The organism is Cupriavidus sp. WS, from assembly GCF_000395345.1.
Lineage (GTDB): Bacteria > Pseudomonadota > Gammaproteobacteria > Burkholderiales > Burkholderiaceae > Cupriavidus > Cupriavidus basilensis_B.
On record NZ_AQPL01000243.1, the window covers coordinates 1 to 14,250 of the forward strand.

Sequence of the window (14,250 nt, forward strand, 5' to 3'; positions counted from 1 at the left end):
CGGGCCGCGCCGGCAAGGCCGCAAGCGCCCGGGTGGTCATAGCCGGCCCGCCGCGCGGCGGGCCGCGGGCTAGATGGAGTCCTGCGGCCGCGAGGCCTCGCTCACGCTCCAGACGGTATCGAAGAGGCCGCGCTGCATGGTGGCGAACTCCTCGCTCTCGATGATCAGCCCGTAGTTCTCGTGGCGCGACGAGATCAGCGACACGCGGTTGTCGAAGATGAAGGTGGTCATCGATATCTCCATCTCCGGCGGCGCGTAGCGCAGCTCGCGGCGCTCGGCGCGGCTCGTGGGCCAGATCGGCTGGATGTCGCGCTGGCGCGAGCGGATGACCTTGAGCTCGATGCCGCGCTGCACGCGCTCGTTCAGGAAGCGCTCCACCTCGCCCAGGCCGGGCGTCTGCTCCAGCTCGTGCATCGACAGGTAGCCGCGCAGCACCCTGGGCGCGCCCGTCAGCGTCAGCGATTCCCACAGGACCGTGCGGATGCCTTCCTCCCCTTCGAAGAAGCGGATCTGCGGCTTGCCCTTGATGCGGTTGTAGACCGATCGCATCTGCGGCACCAGCGCCTCGATCGCCTGCAGCCGCGCCTTGCCGCGCTCGAGCAGCTTGCGCGGATCTTCCGCCACCACGATGCGCTTGCCGTCGCGGTCAGCGATCGTCACCAGGCCCTCTTCCTCGAGCCGCTGCAGCGCATGGTACGCGGTCGTGCGGACCATGCCGGCCCGCGCCGCCACCTCGGCGATGGTCGCCTCGCCGAGCTCGGCGGCGGCCATGTAAAGGTTGAACAACGATTTCGTGATGCCCAGTTGGGCGAGTTCAGCTTCCACCGCGGCGGACTCCACATCGGGTCGAGAGATACCGCAGTGTAGCCGAGTGTCGAAATCCATCGACAAGCCCACCTTGTGATGTGTCCATATCCTTCGACAGATCGCCGGAATTTTGCACCATTTGGTGGCTTGCGCACCAAGATGGATCCTGATAAATTCGCTTTTAGTGCCGATATTTGTGCTTAAATATACTAATAAGCGTTGATATTGCAGTATGCGATGGCACGGCAATTGCTAACGTACCAATGTGTCGAAAGTGTTCGACAGATTTTCAGGAAATCGAGAAACGGAGCCAGACAGATGTCAGCAGAAGCCATCATCAGCCACGATTCGTCAGCGGAGCTGACGCGCAAGGAGGAGCGGCAGATCGTCGCCGCCTCGACGCTGGGCACGCTCTTCGAGTGGTACGACTTTTTCATCTATGGCTCGCTCGCCGTCTTCATGAGCCGCGTGCTGTTCCCGGCCGACAATCCGACCGTATCGCTGCTGGCCGCGCTCGGCGCGCTGGCGGTCGGCTTCGTCATCCGGCCGCTCGGCTCGATCTTCTTCGGCTACCTCGGCGACAAGCTCGGGCGCAAGTACACGTTCCTGATGACCGTGGTCATGATGGGCGGCTCGACCGTGCTGATCGGGCTGCTGCCGTCCTACGAGAGCGCCGGGCACCTGTCGTGGATCCTGCTTCTGGCGCTGCGCGTGGTGCAGGGCCTGGCGGTCGGCGGGGAATACGGCGGCGCGGTCATCTACGTCTCCGAGCACTGCGTGCCGAAGCGGCGGGGCCTGCTGACCGGCTGGATCCAGATCACGTCGTCGGCCGGCCTGATCCTCTCGCTGCTCGTCATCATGGCGACGCAGGCGTCGATGAGCACCGAGGCGTTCCGCGCCTGGGGCTGGCGCGTGCCGTTCCTGCTGTCGCTGGTCATGCTGGTGATCTCGGTGTACGTGCGCGCCAGGCTCCACGAGTCGCCGGTGTTCGCGCGCATGAAGCGCGAGCGCCGCCTCTCGCCCAATCCGTTCAAGGAGACCTTCGGCCAGTGGCGCAACCTGAAGCTCGTCGTGCTCGCGCTGCTGGGCGTGACCGCGGGCCAGGGCGCCACCTATTTCACGGGCCAGTTCTACGTGATGATCTTCCTGCAGCAGGCCGTGCTGATCGACCAGGAGAGCGCATACCGGCTCGTCGCGCTGGGCTTCCTGATCGGCGCGCCCAGCTTCGTGCTGATGAGCTGGCTGTCCGACCGGATCGGGCGCAAGTGGATCATGGTCGCCGGCCTGCTGCTCGCCGCGCTGTCCTATCACGCGATGTTCGGCGCGCTGATGCGGGCCGGGAATCCCGCGCTGGTCCACGCCACCGAGGCGGCTCCCGTGCAGCTGCACGTCGACAACGCGCACGGCCAGTGCGACTTCAGCCTCCAGGCCGCGCTGATCGGCACCCACCCCGACCACCGCAAGCTGTGCGTCCAGGTGAAGAAATACCTGGTCGCGCGCGGCGTCAGCTTCACGTTCGCGCCGGCCGTCGCCGGCCAGGAGGTGGCGCTCGGCATCGGCGCATCCCCGCTGATCCCCGGCTTCGACAAGGCGGCCTATGCCAGGGCGCTTGCCGCGGCGGGCTATCCGGCCAGCGCCGACCCTGCGCAGATCGACAGCGCCATGATCGTGTTCATCCTCGTGCTGATGACCGCGATGGTGGCGATGGTCTACGGCCCGGTGGCGGCCTATCTGGTCGAGCTGTTTCCGGCGCGCATCCGCTACACGGCGCTGTCGTTCCCGTATCACATCGGCGCCGGGATCTTCGGCGGCATCCTGCCGTTCGTCGCCACCTTCCTGTCCCAGTCGACCGGCAACGTCTTCGGCGGCCTGATGTATCCGGTCGTCATCACCGGCGTCGTCGGCGTGATCGGCGCGGCCCTGCTTCCCAATCTCCGCGCCACCGCCATCGACCCGGATCTCGAACACTGAACCACACACCGGCAATCATCATGAACCCATTCAAAGTGGCCGTCGTCCAGGCCGAATCGATTCCCACCGACAGCATGGCCTGCGCGGAGAAAGCCGCGCGCCTGGTGCGCGAGGCCATCGAGCAGGACGCCAAGGTCATCGTCTTTCCCGAAGCCTTCCTGGGCGGCTATCCGAAAGGAAACAGCTTCGGCGCGCCGGTGGGCATGCGCACGCCCGCGGGCCGCGACGCCTACGCGGCCTACCACGAACAGGCCATCGCGCTCGACGGCAAGGAAGTGGCGCTGATCGCGGAGGCGGTCGCGCACAGCGACGCGTTCGTCGTGATCGGATGCATCGAGGCGGACGGCGGCACGCTGTACTGCACCGCGCTGTTCTTCCACGGCAGCAGCGGGCTGGTCGCCAAGCACCGGAAACTGATGCCGACCGCCGGCGAGCGGCTGGTGTGGGGGTTCGGCGACGGCTCGACGATGCCCGTCGTCGACACGCCCTACGGCCGCATCGGCGCCGTCATCTGCTGGGAAAACTACATGCCGATGCTGCGCATGTATATGTACGGCAAGGGCGTCGCGCTGTATTGCGCGCCGACCGCCGACGATCGCGACACCTGGCTGCCGAGCATGCGGCATATCGCGCTCGAGGGCCGCTGCTACGTGCTGAGCGCCTGCCAGTACCTGCGCCGCGGCGCCTATCCCGAGGACATGGAGTGCGCGCTCGGCGATGCCCCGGAAACGGTCCTGCTGCGCGGCGGCAGCGCCATCGTCGATCCGCTCGGCCAGGTCCTGGCCGGCCCCGAGTTCAACCGGGAAGCCGTGCTGTACGCCACCGTCGATCCGCGGCAGATCATCCGCGGCAAGTTCGACTTCGACGTCGCCGGGCACTATGCCCGCCCGGACGTCTTCCGCCTCGCCGTGGATACCCGCCCGAAGGCGGCGCTCACCTGCATTTCCGGCGCGGGCGACGAGGAGGCGTGAGGTGGATCTGGACTTCGGATCGTTGCCGGCGCGCACGGTGTACAACCTGCTGACCTCGGCGGTCACCCCGCGGCCCATCGCATGGGTCACGACCGTCTCGAAGGAGGGCGTCGTCAATGCCGCGCCCTACAGCTTCTTCAACGTGATGGGGCATGAGCCGCCCACGGTCGCGCTGGGACTGCTCCGGCACCAGAGCCGCGGCACCAAGGACACGGCGGCGAACATCCTCGACACGGGGGAGTTCGTGGTGAACCTCGTGCCCGCGGCGCTTGCCGGGCCGATGAACATGACGGCCGCCGACTACGCGCCGGGCGAGGACGAGATCGCGCTTGCCGGCCTGGCGCCGGTCGCGTCGAGGGTCGTGCGTCCGCCGCGGATCGACGGCTGCCCGGTGGCGCTCGAGTGCGCCAGCCACACCAGCATCATGACCGGCCCCGGCCAGTTCGTGGTCATCGGCAGGGTGTTGTCGATGCACGTGCGGGACGACGCGCTGCTCGATCCCGCGCGGGGCTACATCGATGCGCCGGCGCTGGACCTGATCAGCCGCATGCACGGCAGCGGCTGGTATGCGCGCTCCACCGATCTGTTCCAACTGGAGCGGCCGGGCTAGCCGCGGCCGCTCACCCCAGCAGCCGGTCCACCAGTTCGATCCAGTGCTGCACCGGCGTGTCGGTGCCGCTCTGCAGGTGCGTGATGCAGCCGATGTTGGCCGACACGATGGCGTCCGGCTTCGAGGCCTGCAGGTTGGCGAGCTTGTCGTCGCGCAGGCGCTGGGACAGCGCCGGCTGCAGCACCGAGTAGGTACCGGCCGAGCCGCAGCACAGGTGGCTGTCGGCGCAGAGCTTGACCTCCACGCCCAGCGCGGTCAGCAGCGCCTCCACGCGGCCGCGGATCTGCTGGCCGTGCTGCAGGGTGCAGGGCGGGTGGTAGGCCACGCGCTGGCCGTCGGCGGCGCGCGGCGCGGCGCTGGCCATGTCCTGCAGGTTGTCGGCGAAGTCCGGCAGCAGCTCGCACAGGTCGCGCGTGAGCGCCGAGATGCGGTGCGCGCGTTCGGCGTAGCGCGCGTCGTTGCGCAGCAGGTGGCCGTATTCCTTGACCATCACGCCGCAGCCCGAGGAGGTCATCACGATGGCCTCGGCGCCGGCTTCCACCAGCGGCCACCAGGCGTCGATGTTGCGGCGCGCATTGTCGAGGCCGCCGTCGTGGTCGCCGGTGTGGTGGCGCACCGCGCCGCAGCAGCCGGCCTCGCGCGCCACCAGCAGCTGCACGCCGAGGCGGTCGAACACGCGCGCGGTGGCGGCGTTGATGTTGGGCGACATCGAAGGCTGCACGCAGCCGTCGAGCAGCACCATCTTGCGCGCGTGGGCGTTGCGCGGCCACGCGCCGGCGGCGGTCGGCTTCGGCACCTTGTTGCGCAGCGCCTGCGGCAGCAGCGGGCGCACGCGCTGGCCCAGGCGCATGGCCGGGCCGAACAGCGCCGGGCGCGTGATGCCTTCGCGCAGGGCCCAGCGCGCGAAGCGCTCGCCGGCCGGGCGCTGCACGCCCTGGGCCGCCAGGCGCTCGTCCACCACCTTGCGGCCGATGTCCACCAGGCGGCCGTAGCGCACGCCCGAGGGGCAGGTCGATTCGCAGTTGCGGCAGGTCAGGCAGCGGTCCAGGTGCAGGCGCGTGCTTTCGGTGACGGGCTGGCCTTCGAACACCTGCTTCATCAGGTAGATGCGCCCGCGCGGGCCGTCCAGCTCGTCGCCGAGCAACTGGTAGGTGGGGCAGGTGGCGGTGCAGAAGCCGCAGTGCACGCACTTGCCGACGATGGACTTGGCCTCTTCGCCTTCGGGCGTGCCGCGCAGGAACTCGGCCAGGGTGGTTTGCATGGTGGGGGACTCTCCGGTGCCTTTGCTCGGGGTGCTGGGGAATGGGTTGCCTGGCGCGCGGCTCAGAAGCCGGCGTACATGCGCCGCGGGTTGAAGATGCCGGCGGGGTCGAAGCTGGCCTTGAGGCGCTGGTGGATCGCCTCCAGCGGCGCGGCCAGCGGCGTGAACACGCCGGCGGCCTTGTCGCCGTTGCGGAACAGCGTGGCGTGGCCGCCCGCGGCGGCGGCGGCCGCGCGCACGGCGGCGGCGCTGTCGGCGCCGCCCAGCCACCAGCGCTGGCCGCCGCCCCATTCGATCAACTGGCCACCCGGCAGCGCCAGCGGCGCGGCGGTGGTGGGCACGGCGACGCGCCACAGCGCGCGGCCCGCCTGCACCGGGGCGAAGAACGGGTGCTGCTGCTCGCGCAGCGCCTGCCACAGCGCGCCGGCCTGGTCCGGCGCCACGGCCTCGCCGCCCAGGCGCTCGCGCGCGGCGCGCACCGCGGCGGCCGCGCCCGACAGGCGCAGGTGCAGCGTGCCGTCGTGCCAGGCCGAGGCGGCCACCGGCAGCGGCTGGCCGCCCCACTGGTTGAGGCGCTCGAGCGCCTCGGCCTCGCCCAGCGCGAAGCGCAGCGTGGCCTCGTCGAACGGCACCGGCAGCACCTTGAGCGAGACTTCCAGGATCAGCCCCAGCGTGCCCAGCGAGCCGGCCATCAGGCGCGAGACGTCGTAGCCCGCCACGTTCTTCATGACCTGGCCGCCGAAGCCGAGGATGTCGCCGCGGCCGTCCATCACCTGCACGCCGAGCACGAAGTCGCGCAGCGCGCCCACGGCCTGCCGGCGCGGGCCGGACAGGCCCGCCGCGACCGCGCCGCCGAGCGTGGCGCCGGCGCCGAAATGCGGCGGCTCGAAGGCCAGCATCTGGCGGCGCTCGGCCAGCGCCGCCTCGATCTCGGCCAGCGGCGTGCCGCAGCGCGCGGTGATCACCAGCTCGGGCGGGTCGTAGTCGACGATGCCGCTGTAGCCGCGCGTGTCGAGCACCTCGCCCTGCAATTGCTGGCCGTAGAAATCCTTGCTGCCGCCGCCGCGCAAGCGCAGCGGCGTGCGTGCGTCCGTGGCGCGCCGGATGGTGTCGCGGAAGGCGTCGAGGGTGGCTTGCTGGTCGGCTGGCATGGGTGCTGGCTGGCTCTGGTTGTGTGGGTTTTGTGGGCGAGGGCGGGTCAGCCTGGCGGTGTCCTGGCGCCGGGCGCGGGTTTGCCGCCGCCCGCGTTTTCGTCTTGCCTGTCGCGCTCGTCGCGCTCGTCGTGGTCTTCCCGGTACGGCGGCAGCGCGCTGCCGCAGTGCTTGCAGTAGGCCGCGTCGGGGTCGTGCCCCTCGCTCAGGCAGTGCGTGCAGGTGCGCGTGGTCAGCGGCCGCTTCAGGATGCTGGCGGCCAGCTCGGCGCCGACGATGCCGGTCGGGAAGGCGATGATGCCGTAGCCCAGCAGGATGGTCAGCGAGGTGATGAACTGCCCCAGCGGCGTCTTCGGCACCATGTCGCCGAAGCCGGTCGTGGTCAGCGTCACCACCGCCCAGTACATGCTCACCGGGATGCTGGTGAAGCCGTGCTGCGGGCCTTCCACCACGTACATCACGGTGCCCAGGATCACGGTGATGATGAACACCGTGGCCAGGAACACGAAGATCTTGCGCCGGCTGTTGGCCAGCGCGCGGTACAGGATCTGCGCCTCCTCGAAGTACACCGTCAGCTTGAGGATCCGGAACACGCGCAGCAGCCGCAGCAGGCGCACGTCGATCAGGAAGGCCAGCTCCGGCACGAAGAAGGCCAGCCAGGTCGGGATGATCGACAGGAAGTCCACCACGCCGAAGAAGCTGAACACATAGCGCAGCGGGCGGCGCACCACCAGGATGCGCATCACGTACTCGGCCGTGAACACCAGCGTGAACAGCCACTCCGCCGCCGTGAACGCGCTGCCCAGGCGCTGGCTGACCGCCGGCAGGCTGTCGAACACCACCACCAGCACGCTGGCCACGATGCACAGCAGCAGCGCGATGTCGAACAGCCGCCCGGCGTGCGTGTCGGCCTCGAAGATGATGGTGTACCAGCGCTCGCGCCAGCCCGACTCGGGCTTGCCCAGGCGCTGGCGCACCTGCGCGGTGAGTCGCTGCTGGCCGCGCGCGGCGGCTTTGTGGCCCGCCATGTTCAGAAGCGCGGCAGGTCGGGATGCGGCAGCAGGCCGCGCTTGACGTGCATGCGGCCGTATTCCGCGCAGCGTGCCAGCGTGGGGATGGCCTTGTCCGGGTTGAGCAGGCGCGCCGGGTCGAAGGCCGCCTTGACGGCGAAGAACATCTCGCGCTCCTCGGGCGAGAACTGCACGCACATCGAGTTGAGCTTCTCCACGCCCACGCCGTGCTCGCCGGTGACGGTGCCGCCCAGCTCCACGCAGCTCTCGAGGATGTCCGAGCCGAACAGCTCGGCGCGGTGCCACTGGTCCTGGTCGGCGCCGTCGAACAGGATCAGCGGGTGCATGTTGCCGTCGCCGGCATGGAACACGTTCATGCAGCGCAGCCCGTACTTGCGCTCCATTTCCTCGATGCGCGTGAGCAGCGTGCCGATGTGCTTGCGCGGGATGGTGCCGTCCATGCAGTAGTAGTCCGGCGAGATGCGGCCGGCCGCGGGGAAGGCGTTCTTGCGCCCGCTCCAGAAGCGCAGCCGCTCCGACTCGCTCTGCGACACGGCGATGCGCGTGGCGCCCGAGGCGCGCAGCACCTCGCTCATGCGCTCGATCTCCTCGGCCACTTCCTCGGTGGTGCCGTCGGACTCGCACAGCAGGATGGCGGCGGCGTCGAGGTCGTAGCCGGCGCGCACGAATTCTTCCACGGCCGCGGTGGCGGGCTTGTCCATCATCTCCAGCCCGGCCGGGATGATGCCCGCGCCGATCACGTCGGCCACCGCGTTGCCGCCCTTGGCCACGTCGTCGAAGCTGGCCATGATGACCTGCGCCAGTTGCGGCTTGGGGATCAGCTTGACGGTCACTTCGGTGACGACCGCCAGCATGCCCTCCGAGCCGATCATCGCGGCCAGCAGGTCCAGCCCGGGCGCGTCGGGCGCCTCGGAGCCGAACTCCACCACCTCGCCGGCCATCGTGACCGCGCGCACGCGCAGCACGTTGTGTACCGTGAGGCCGTACTTGAGGCAGTGCACGCCGCCCGAGTTCTCGCTGACGTTGCCGCCGATGGTGCAGGCGATCTGCGAGGACGGGTCGGGCGCGTAATAGAGGCCGTGGGGCGCGGCGGCCTCGGAGATGGCCAGGTTGCGCACGCCCGGCTGGACCACCGCCGTGCGCGCGCGCGCATCCACGCCGACGATGCGCTTGAACTTGGCCAGCGACAGCACCAGCCCGGTGGCGATCGGCATGGCGCCGCCGGACAGGCTGGTGCCCGCGCCGCGCGGCACCACCGGCACCTGCAGCGCATGGCACAGGCGCAGGATGGCGCAGACCTGTTCTTCGCTGTCGGGCAGCACCACGGCCACCGGCAACTGGCGGTAGGCGGCCAGGCCATCGCATTCGTAGGGCGCGGTGTCCTCGGGCTTCCACAACAGGGCCGCATCGGGCAGGATTTTCGCCAGGCCTTCGAGCAGCGCCGCGCGGCGGCTGTCGTCGGTGACCAGGGAGACTTCGTGCGGGGCGTTCATGACAACTCCTGTAGTGGCCGCGGGCGCGGCGCGGGGCGCGGCGCGAGCGGGTGGGGAGCAAGGACTATAGCGCAGCCGTGCCGCCGCGCAGCATGGCGGCGACGTGAATTCCGCATGGCAGGCCGATCAAAATCGCTCATGCCGGCGGCGGACCGGAACATGGCAGGGCACGGCCGGACCCGCGCGCGGGCGCCGCGCGATTCCAGCTTAGCACCGGCAGCGGGCGCCGGCTGCCATGTCGGCTGCCATGTCGGTGGCCACCGCCGGCGGCTCTCCGGCGCCACATCCCGGCGCCACGCCCCGGCATGGCCGGCTACGCCGCTACCACTCCAGCCCCAGCAGCCAGTCGACGAAATAGCGCGCCTCGGGCTTGAGCGGCGCCTGCTCGCGCTCGACGATGTAGTAGCCGTGCGGCGAGACCGATTCGATGTCGAGCAGGCGCACCATCTGGCCCAGCGCCAGCCAGTGGCGGGCCATGCGCTGGCGCACCAGCGCCACGCCCTGGTTGGAGGCGATGGCCTCCAGCATCAGGCCGATGTCGTTGAACTGCGGGCCGGTCTGCGGCTCGGGCCAGTCCAGCCCGGCGGTCTCGAACCACGGCTTCCACGGCTCCAGCGGGCTGCGCAGCAGCACCAGGTTGTGCAGGTGCTCGGGCCGCGTGACCGAGCGGCCGTCGATGTGCTCGTAGTATTCGCGCCCGCAGGCCGGGAACACCGGCTCGACCAGCAGCCTGGTGGTCTTCAGGTCCGGGTAGCGGCCGGTGCCGTAGCGGATCTCCACGTCGGTGTCCTCGGCCTTCACGTCGAGGAACGGGATGGCCAGGTGCAGCTCGGTGTCGATGTGCGGGTACAGCGCGGTGAACTCGGGCAGGCGCGGCACCAGGTGCTGGCGGCCGAAGGTGGGCGGGATCGCCACGCGCAGGCGCGTGCGCTGCTTGTTGTACTCGGGCCGCGCCAGCTCGTTGAGGGACTTGAGCGCGTCCTGCACGTTGCGCAGGTAGCGCGTGCCGGCGGCGGTCAGCCGCAGCGCGGCGTTGGAGCGCACGAACAGGTCCTCGCCCCACAGCTCCTCGAGGTTCTTGATGCGGTGCGACACGGCGCTGGGCGTGACCGACAGCTCCTCCGCCGCGCGCGCGAAGCTGCCCAGGCGGGCGGCGGCCTCGAACGCGATCAGCAGGTGCAGCGGCGGGACGCGGTTGAACACGGCGGCCATGCGCGGCCCCTAGCGCGTCGCGCGGAAGATCTTGCCCGGGTTGAGGATGTGGTTGGGATCGAGCGCGTTCTTGATGGCGCGCATCAGGTCCAGCGCATCCTCGCCGTGCTCGCTGACCAGGAAGTCCATCTTGTGCAGGCCCACGCCGTGCTCGCCGGTGCAGGTGCCGCCCAGGGCCAGCGCGCGCTCGACGATGCGCCGGTTGATGGTCTCGGCCTCGGCCAGCTCCTCGGGCCTGGCCGGGTCGGTCAGGATCGCCACGTGGAAGTTGCCGTCGCCGACGTGGCCGACGATCGGGCAGGGCAGCGTGGAGGCGGCGAGGTCGCGCTCGGTCTCGCTCACGCACTCGGCCAGCCGCGAGATCGGCACGCACACGTCGGTGGTGACGGCGCGGCAGCCCGGCTTGAGCTGGAGCATGGCGAAGTAGGCGGTATGGCGCGCGTTCCACAGGCGGCTGCGGTCTTCCGGCCGGGTGGCCCACTCGAAGCCCTGGCCGCCGTGCTCGGCGGCGATCTGCTGCACGGTCTCGGCCTGCTCCCTGACGCCGGCTTCGGTGCCGTGGAACTCGAAGAACAGGTGCGGCATCTCCGGCATGGACAGGTTGTCGTGCCGGTTGATGGCGCGGATGGCCAGCGCGTCGACGAACTCCACGCGCGCCACCGGCACGCCGAGCTGGATGGTGTCGATCACCGCCCGCACCGCGCTGCCCATGCTGGGGAACGCGCAGATGGCGGCGGAGATGGCCTCGGGCTGCGGGTAGAGCCGCACCGTGACCTCGGTGATGATGCCCAGCGTGCCTTCGCTGCCGATCATCAGGCGGGTCAGGTCGTAGCCGGCGGACGACTTGCGCGCGTGCGTGCCGGTCCTGACGATGCGGCCGTCGGCCATGACCACGGTCAGCGCCAGCACGTTCTCGCGCATGGTGCCGTAGCGCACCGCGTTGGTCCCGGAGGCGCGCGTGGCGCACATGCCGCCCAGCGAGGCGTCGGCGCCCGGATCGATCGGGAAGAACAGGCCGCTGTCCTTGATTTCCTGGTTGAGCTGCTTGCGGGTCACGCCCGGCTGCACGGTCACGTTCAGGTCCTCGGCCTGCACCGACAGCACGCGGTTCATCTGCGACAGGTCGAGGCTGATGCCGCCGGCCACCGCCAGCAGGTGGCCCTCGAGCGAGGAGCCGGCGCCGTAGGGGATCAGCGGCACGCGGTGCGCGTTGCACAGGCGCGCCACCTCGGCCACTTCCTCGGTGCTGTGGGCGAACACCACGCCGTCCGGCGCGGCTGGCGGGAACGGCGACTCGTCGCGCCCGTGGTGCTCGCACACGCCGGCGGAGGTGGAGAAGCGCTCGCCGAAACGGGCCTGCAGGGCCTCGCGCACGGCGGCCGGCAGCGGCTGGCGCGCCAGCGCCGCGTGGGGGGTGGGATGGTTCATGGTGTCTCCGGCGGGACTGCGGCGGCAGGCTGCCGCGCGGCGCTGCCCGGGAGCGGGCGGCGCGCGTCGGTGCCGGCACTGGTGCCCGCTGGCGTCGCGGGCGAATCCCGCTATTCTACGCCGCGCCTGTCCGCCACAGCACATCGGGCGCCGGCGCCCGGCATGCGCGCGACCGCCGCCGCCGCGGCGCCGATGGGCGCCATAATGCGGGATTGCCACCGCAGGAGACCCGCATGGGCAACCGCCTGACCAAGATCGCCACCCGCACCGGGGACGGCGGCACCACCGGCCTCGGCGACGGCAGCCGCACCGGCAAGGACAGCCTGCGCATCGCCGCCATCGGCGACGTCGACGAGCTCAATTCCCATCTCGGCGTGCTGCTGGCCGAAACGCTGCCCGACGAGGTGCGCGCGGCGCTGCTGCACATCCAGCACGACCTGTTCGACCTCGGCGGCGAGCTGTCCATCCCCGGCTACGTGCTGGTCAGGCCGGAACAGGTGCTGCAGCTCGACGCATGGCTGGCGCACTACAACGCCGCGCTGCCGCGCCTGGCCGAGTTCATCCTGCCCGGCGGCAGCCGCGCCGCGGCGGTGGCGCACGTCTGCCGCACGGTGTGCCGGCGCGCCGAGCGGGCGCTGGTGGCGCTGGGCGCGCGCGAGGCGCTCAACGAGGCGCCGCGCCAGTACCTGAACCGGCTCTCCGACCTGCTGTTCGTGCTGGCGCGCGTGCTGAACCGCGCGGCCGGCGGCGACGACGTGCTGTGGCAGCGCGGGCGGGCTGCCGAAAGTGATAAATAAGGCATAAACGACGGGCCGGCTCCCGCCGCCGCGCGCCGGCGCGCGGGCCGCCCCGCCGGCCGGCCGCCGTCCTGCCGCGATGCGCCCGGAAAAACCGAGAAAATTACTCGGAATTGCGCGTCCGGCCCTTGAAATGGCCCCGGACGGCCACATTTCCGACTCCAGGACGAATTGCAGCGCCCGCGGATAGCGGGGCTCAAGAGGAGAGAATAAATGGGTAAGATCATCGGTATCGACCTCGGTACCACCAATAGCTGTGTCGCGATCATGGAAGGCAATACGCCCAAGGTGATCGAAAACGCCGAAGGCACCCGCACCACCCCGTCGATCATCGCCTACATGGAAGATGGCGAGATCCTGGTGGGCGCGCCGGCCAAGCGCCAGGCGGTGACCAATCCGCGCAACACCCTGTACGCGGTGAAGCGCCTGATCGGCCGCAAGTTCGAAGAAAAGGAAGTGCAGAAGGACATCGGCCTGATGCCGTACTCCATCGTCAAGGCTGACAACGGCGACGCATGGGTGTCGGTGCGCGACCAGAAGCTGGCGCCGCCGCAGGTGTCCGCCGAAGTGCTGCGCAAGATGAAGAAGACGGCCGAGGACTACCTCGGCGAGCCGGTGACCGAAGCCGTGATCACCGTGCCGGCCTACTTCAACGACTCGCAGCGCCAGGCCACCAAGGACGCCGGCCGCATCGCCGGCCTCGACGTCAAGCGCATCATCAACGAGCCGACCGCGGCCGCGCTGGCGTTCGGCCTCGACAAGAACGAGAAGGGCGACCGCAAGATCGCCGTGTATGACCTCGGCGGCGGCACCTTCGACATCTCGATCATCGAGATCGCGGACGTGGACGGCGAGAAGCAGTTCGAAGTGCTGTCGACCAACGGCGACACCTTCCTGGGCGGCGAAGACTTCGACCAGCGCATCATCGACTACATCATCAGCGAGTTCAAGAAGGACCAGGGCGTCGACCTGTCCAAGGACGTGCTCGCGCTGCAGCGCCTGAAGGAAGCCGCGGAAAAGGCCAAGATCGAACTGTCGAGCTCGCAGCAGACCGAGATCAACCTGCCGTACATCACGGCGGACGCCTCGGGCCCGAAGCACTTGAACCTGAAGATGACGCGCGCCAAGCTCGAAGCGCTGGTGGAAGAGCTGATCACCCGCACCATCGAGCCGTGCCGCATCGCGATCAAGGACGCCGGCGTCAAGGTCAGCGAGATCGACGACGTGATCCTGGTCGGCGGCATGACCCGCATGCCCAAGGTGCAGGAGCAGGTCAAGGAGTTCTTCGGCAAGGAAGCGCGCAAGGACGTGAACCCTGACGAAGCCGTGGCCGTGGGCGCCGCGATCCAGGGCTCGGTGCTGTCGGGCGACCGCAAGGACGTGCTGCTGCTGGACGTGACGCCGCTGTCGCTGGGCATCGAGACCCTGGGCGGCGTGATGACCAAGATGATCACCAAGAACACCACCATCCCGACCAAGCATGCGCAGGTGTTCTCGACCGCCGACGACAACCAGCCG

Annotated in this window: 12 protein-coding genes; 5 read left to right on the forward strand and 7 right to left on the reverse strand. The window is 69.8% G+C overall.

What is annotated here, in order from left to right:
* Nucleotides 1-69 precede the first annotated feature (69 nt).
* Nucleotides 70-825 (reverse strand): TrmB family transcriptional regulator, encoded by a 756-nt coding sequence (locus tag K206_RS0119955; protein WP_196812899.1) that lies wholly within the window; start codon nt 823-825, stop codon nt 70-72.
* A 300-nt stretch (nt 826-1,125) separates the two neighbouring features.
* On the opposite strand from K206_RS0119955, the gene K206_RS0119960 reads away from it, so the two are divergent.
* The 3 genes from K206_RS0119960 to K206_RS0119970 are packed head-to-tail and all read left to right on the forward strand — an operon-like array spanning nt 1,126 to nt 4,359.
* A complete protein-coding gene (locus K206_RS0119960; RefSeq protein ID WP_020204161.1) occupies nt 1,126-2,778 on the forward strand; it encodes an MFS transporter in 1,653 nt (550 codons plus the stop codon).
* Nucleotides 2,779-2,798: 20 nt separating this feature from the next.
* Nucleotides 2,799-3,749, forward strand: coding sequence for a carbon-nitrogen hydrolase family protein (locus K206_RS0119965; protein ID WP_020204162.1), 951 nt, complete (start codon nt 2,799-2,801; stop codon nt 3,747-3,749).
* A gap of 1 nt (nt 3,750) precedes the next feature.
* Complete coding sequence (locus K206_RS0119970) at nt 3,751-4,359, forward strand: flavin reductase family protein (protein ID WP_020204163.1); 609 nt, start codon at nt 3,751-3,753, stop codon at nt 4,357-4,359.
* A gap of 10 nt (nt 4,360-4,369) precedes the next feature.
* Here the strand turns inward: K206_RS0119970 and glcF are convergent, their stop codons facing one another.
* The 6 genes from glcF to K206_RS0120000 all read right to left on the reverse strand — a co-directional run bounded on the left by glcF (nt 4,370) and on the right by K206_RS0120000 (nt 11,935).
* Entirely contained in the window at nt 4,370-5,620 is a 1,251-nt protein-coding gene (gene glcF, locus K206_RS0119975; protein ID WP_020204164.1) for a glycolate oxidase subunit GlcF, read from the reverse strand.
* Between the two features lie 62 nt (nt 5,621-5,682).
* Nucleotides 5,683-6,771, reverse strand: a complete 1,089-nt coding sequence (gene glcE, locus K206_RS0119980) for a glycolate oxidase subunit GlcE (protein ID WP_020204165.1) — start codon at nt 6,769-6,771, stop codon at nt 5,683-5,685.
* A 47-nt stretch (nt 6,772-6,818) separates the two neighbouring features.
* Nucleotides 6,819-7,799, reverse strand: coding sequence for an ion transporter (locus K206_RS0119985; protein ID WP_020204166.1), 981 nt, complete (start codon nt 7,797-7,799; stop codon nt 6,819-6,821).
* A gap of 2 nt (nt 7,800-7,801) precedes the next feature.
* On the reverse strand, nt 7,802-9,295 hold the full coding sequence (locus K206_RS0119990) for an FAD-linked oxidase C-terminal domain-containing protein (protein WP_020204167.1): 1,494 nt from the start codon (nt 9,293-9,295) through the stop codon (nt 7,802-7,804).
* Nucleotides 9,296-9,616: 321 nt separating this feature from the next.
* A complete protein-coding gene (locus K206_RS0119995) occupies nt 9,617-10,507 on the reverse strand; it encodes a LysR substrate-binding domain-containing protein (RefSeq protein WP_020204168.1) in 891 nt (296 codons plus the stop codon).
* Between the two features lie 9 nt (nt 10,508-10,516).
* The gene (locus K206_RS0120000; protein ID WP_020204169.1) at nt 10,517-11,935 is read right to left on the reverse strand and encodes an FAD-binding oxidoreductase; all 1,419 of its coding nucleotides are present in this window, start codon (nt 11,933-11,935) and stop codon (nt 10,517-10,519) included.
* A 233-nt stretch (nt 11,936-12,168) separates the two neighbouring features.
* Here K206_RS0120000 and K206_RS0120005 point away from each other — a divergent pair, with 233 nt between their 5' ends.
* Together K206_RS0120005 and dnaK are read left to right on the forward strand one after the other, a co-directional pair.
* The gene (locus tag K206_RS0120005; RefSeq protein ID WP_020204170.1) at nt 12,169-12,732 is read left to right on the forward strand and encodes a cob(I)yrinic acid a,c-diamide adenosyltransferase; all 564 of its coding nucleotides are present in this window, start codon (nt 12,169-12,171) and stop codon (nt 12,730-12,732) included.
* A 213-nt stretch (nt 12,733-12,945) separates the two neighbouring features.
* On the forward strand, nt 12,946-14,250 hold a 1,305-nt coding region (gene dnaK / locus K206_RS0120010; protein WP_020204171.1), incomplete at its 3' end, for a molecular chaperone DnaK.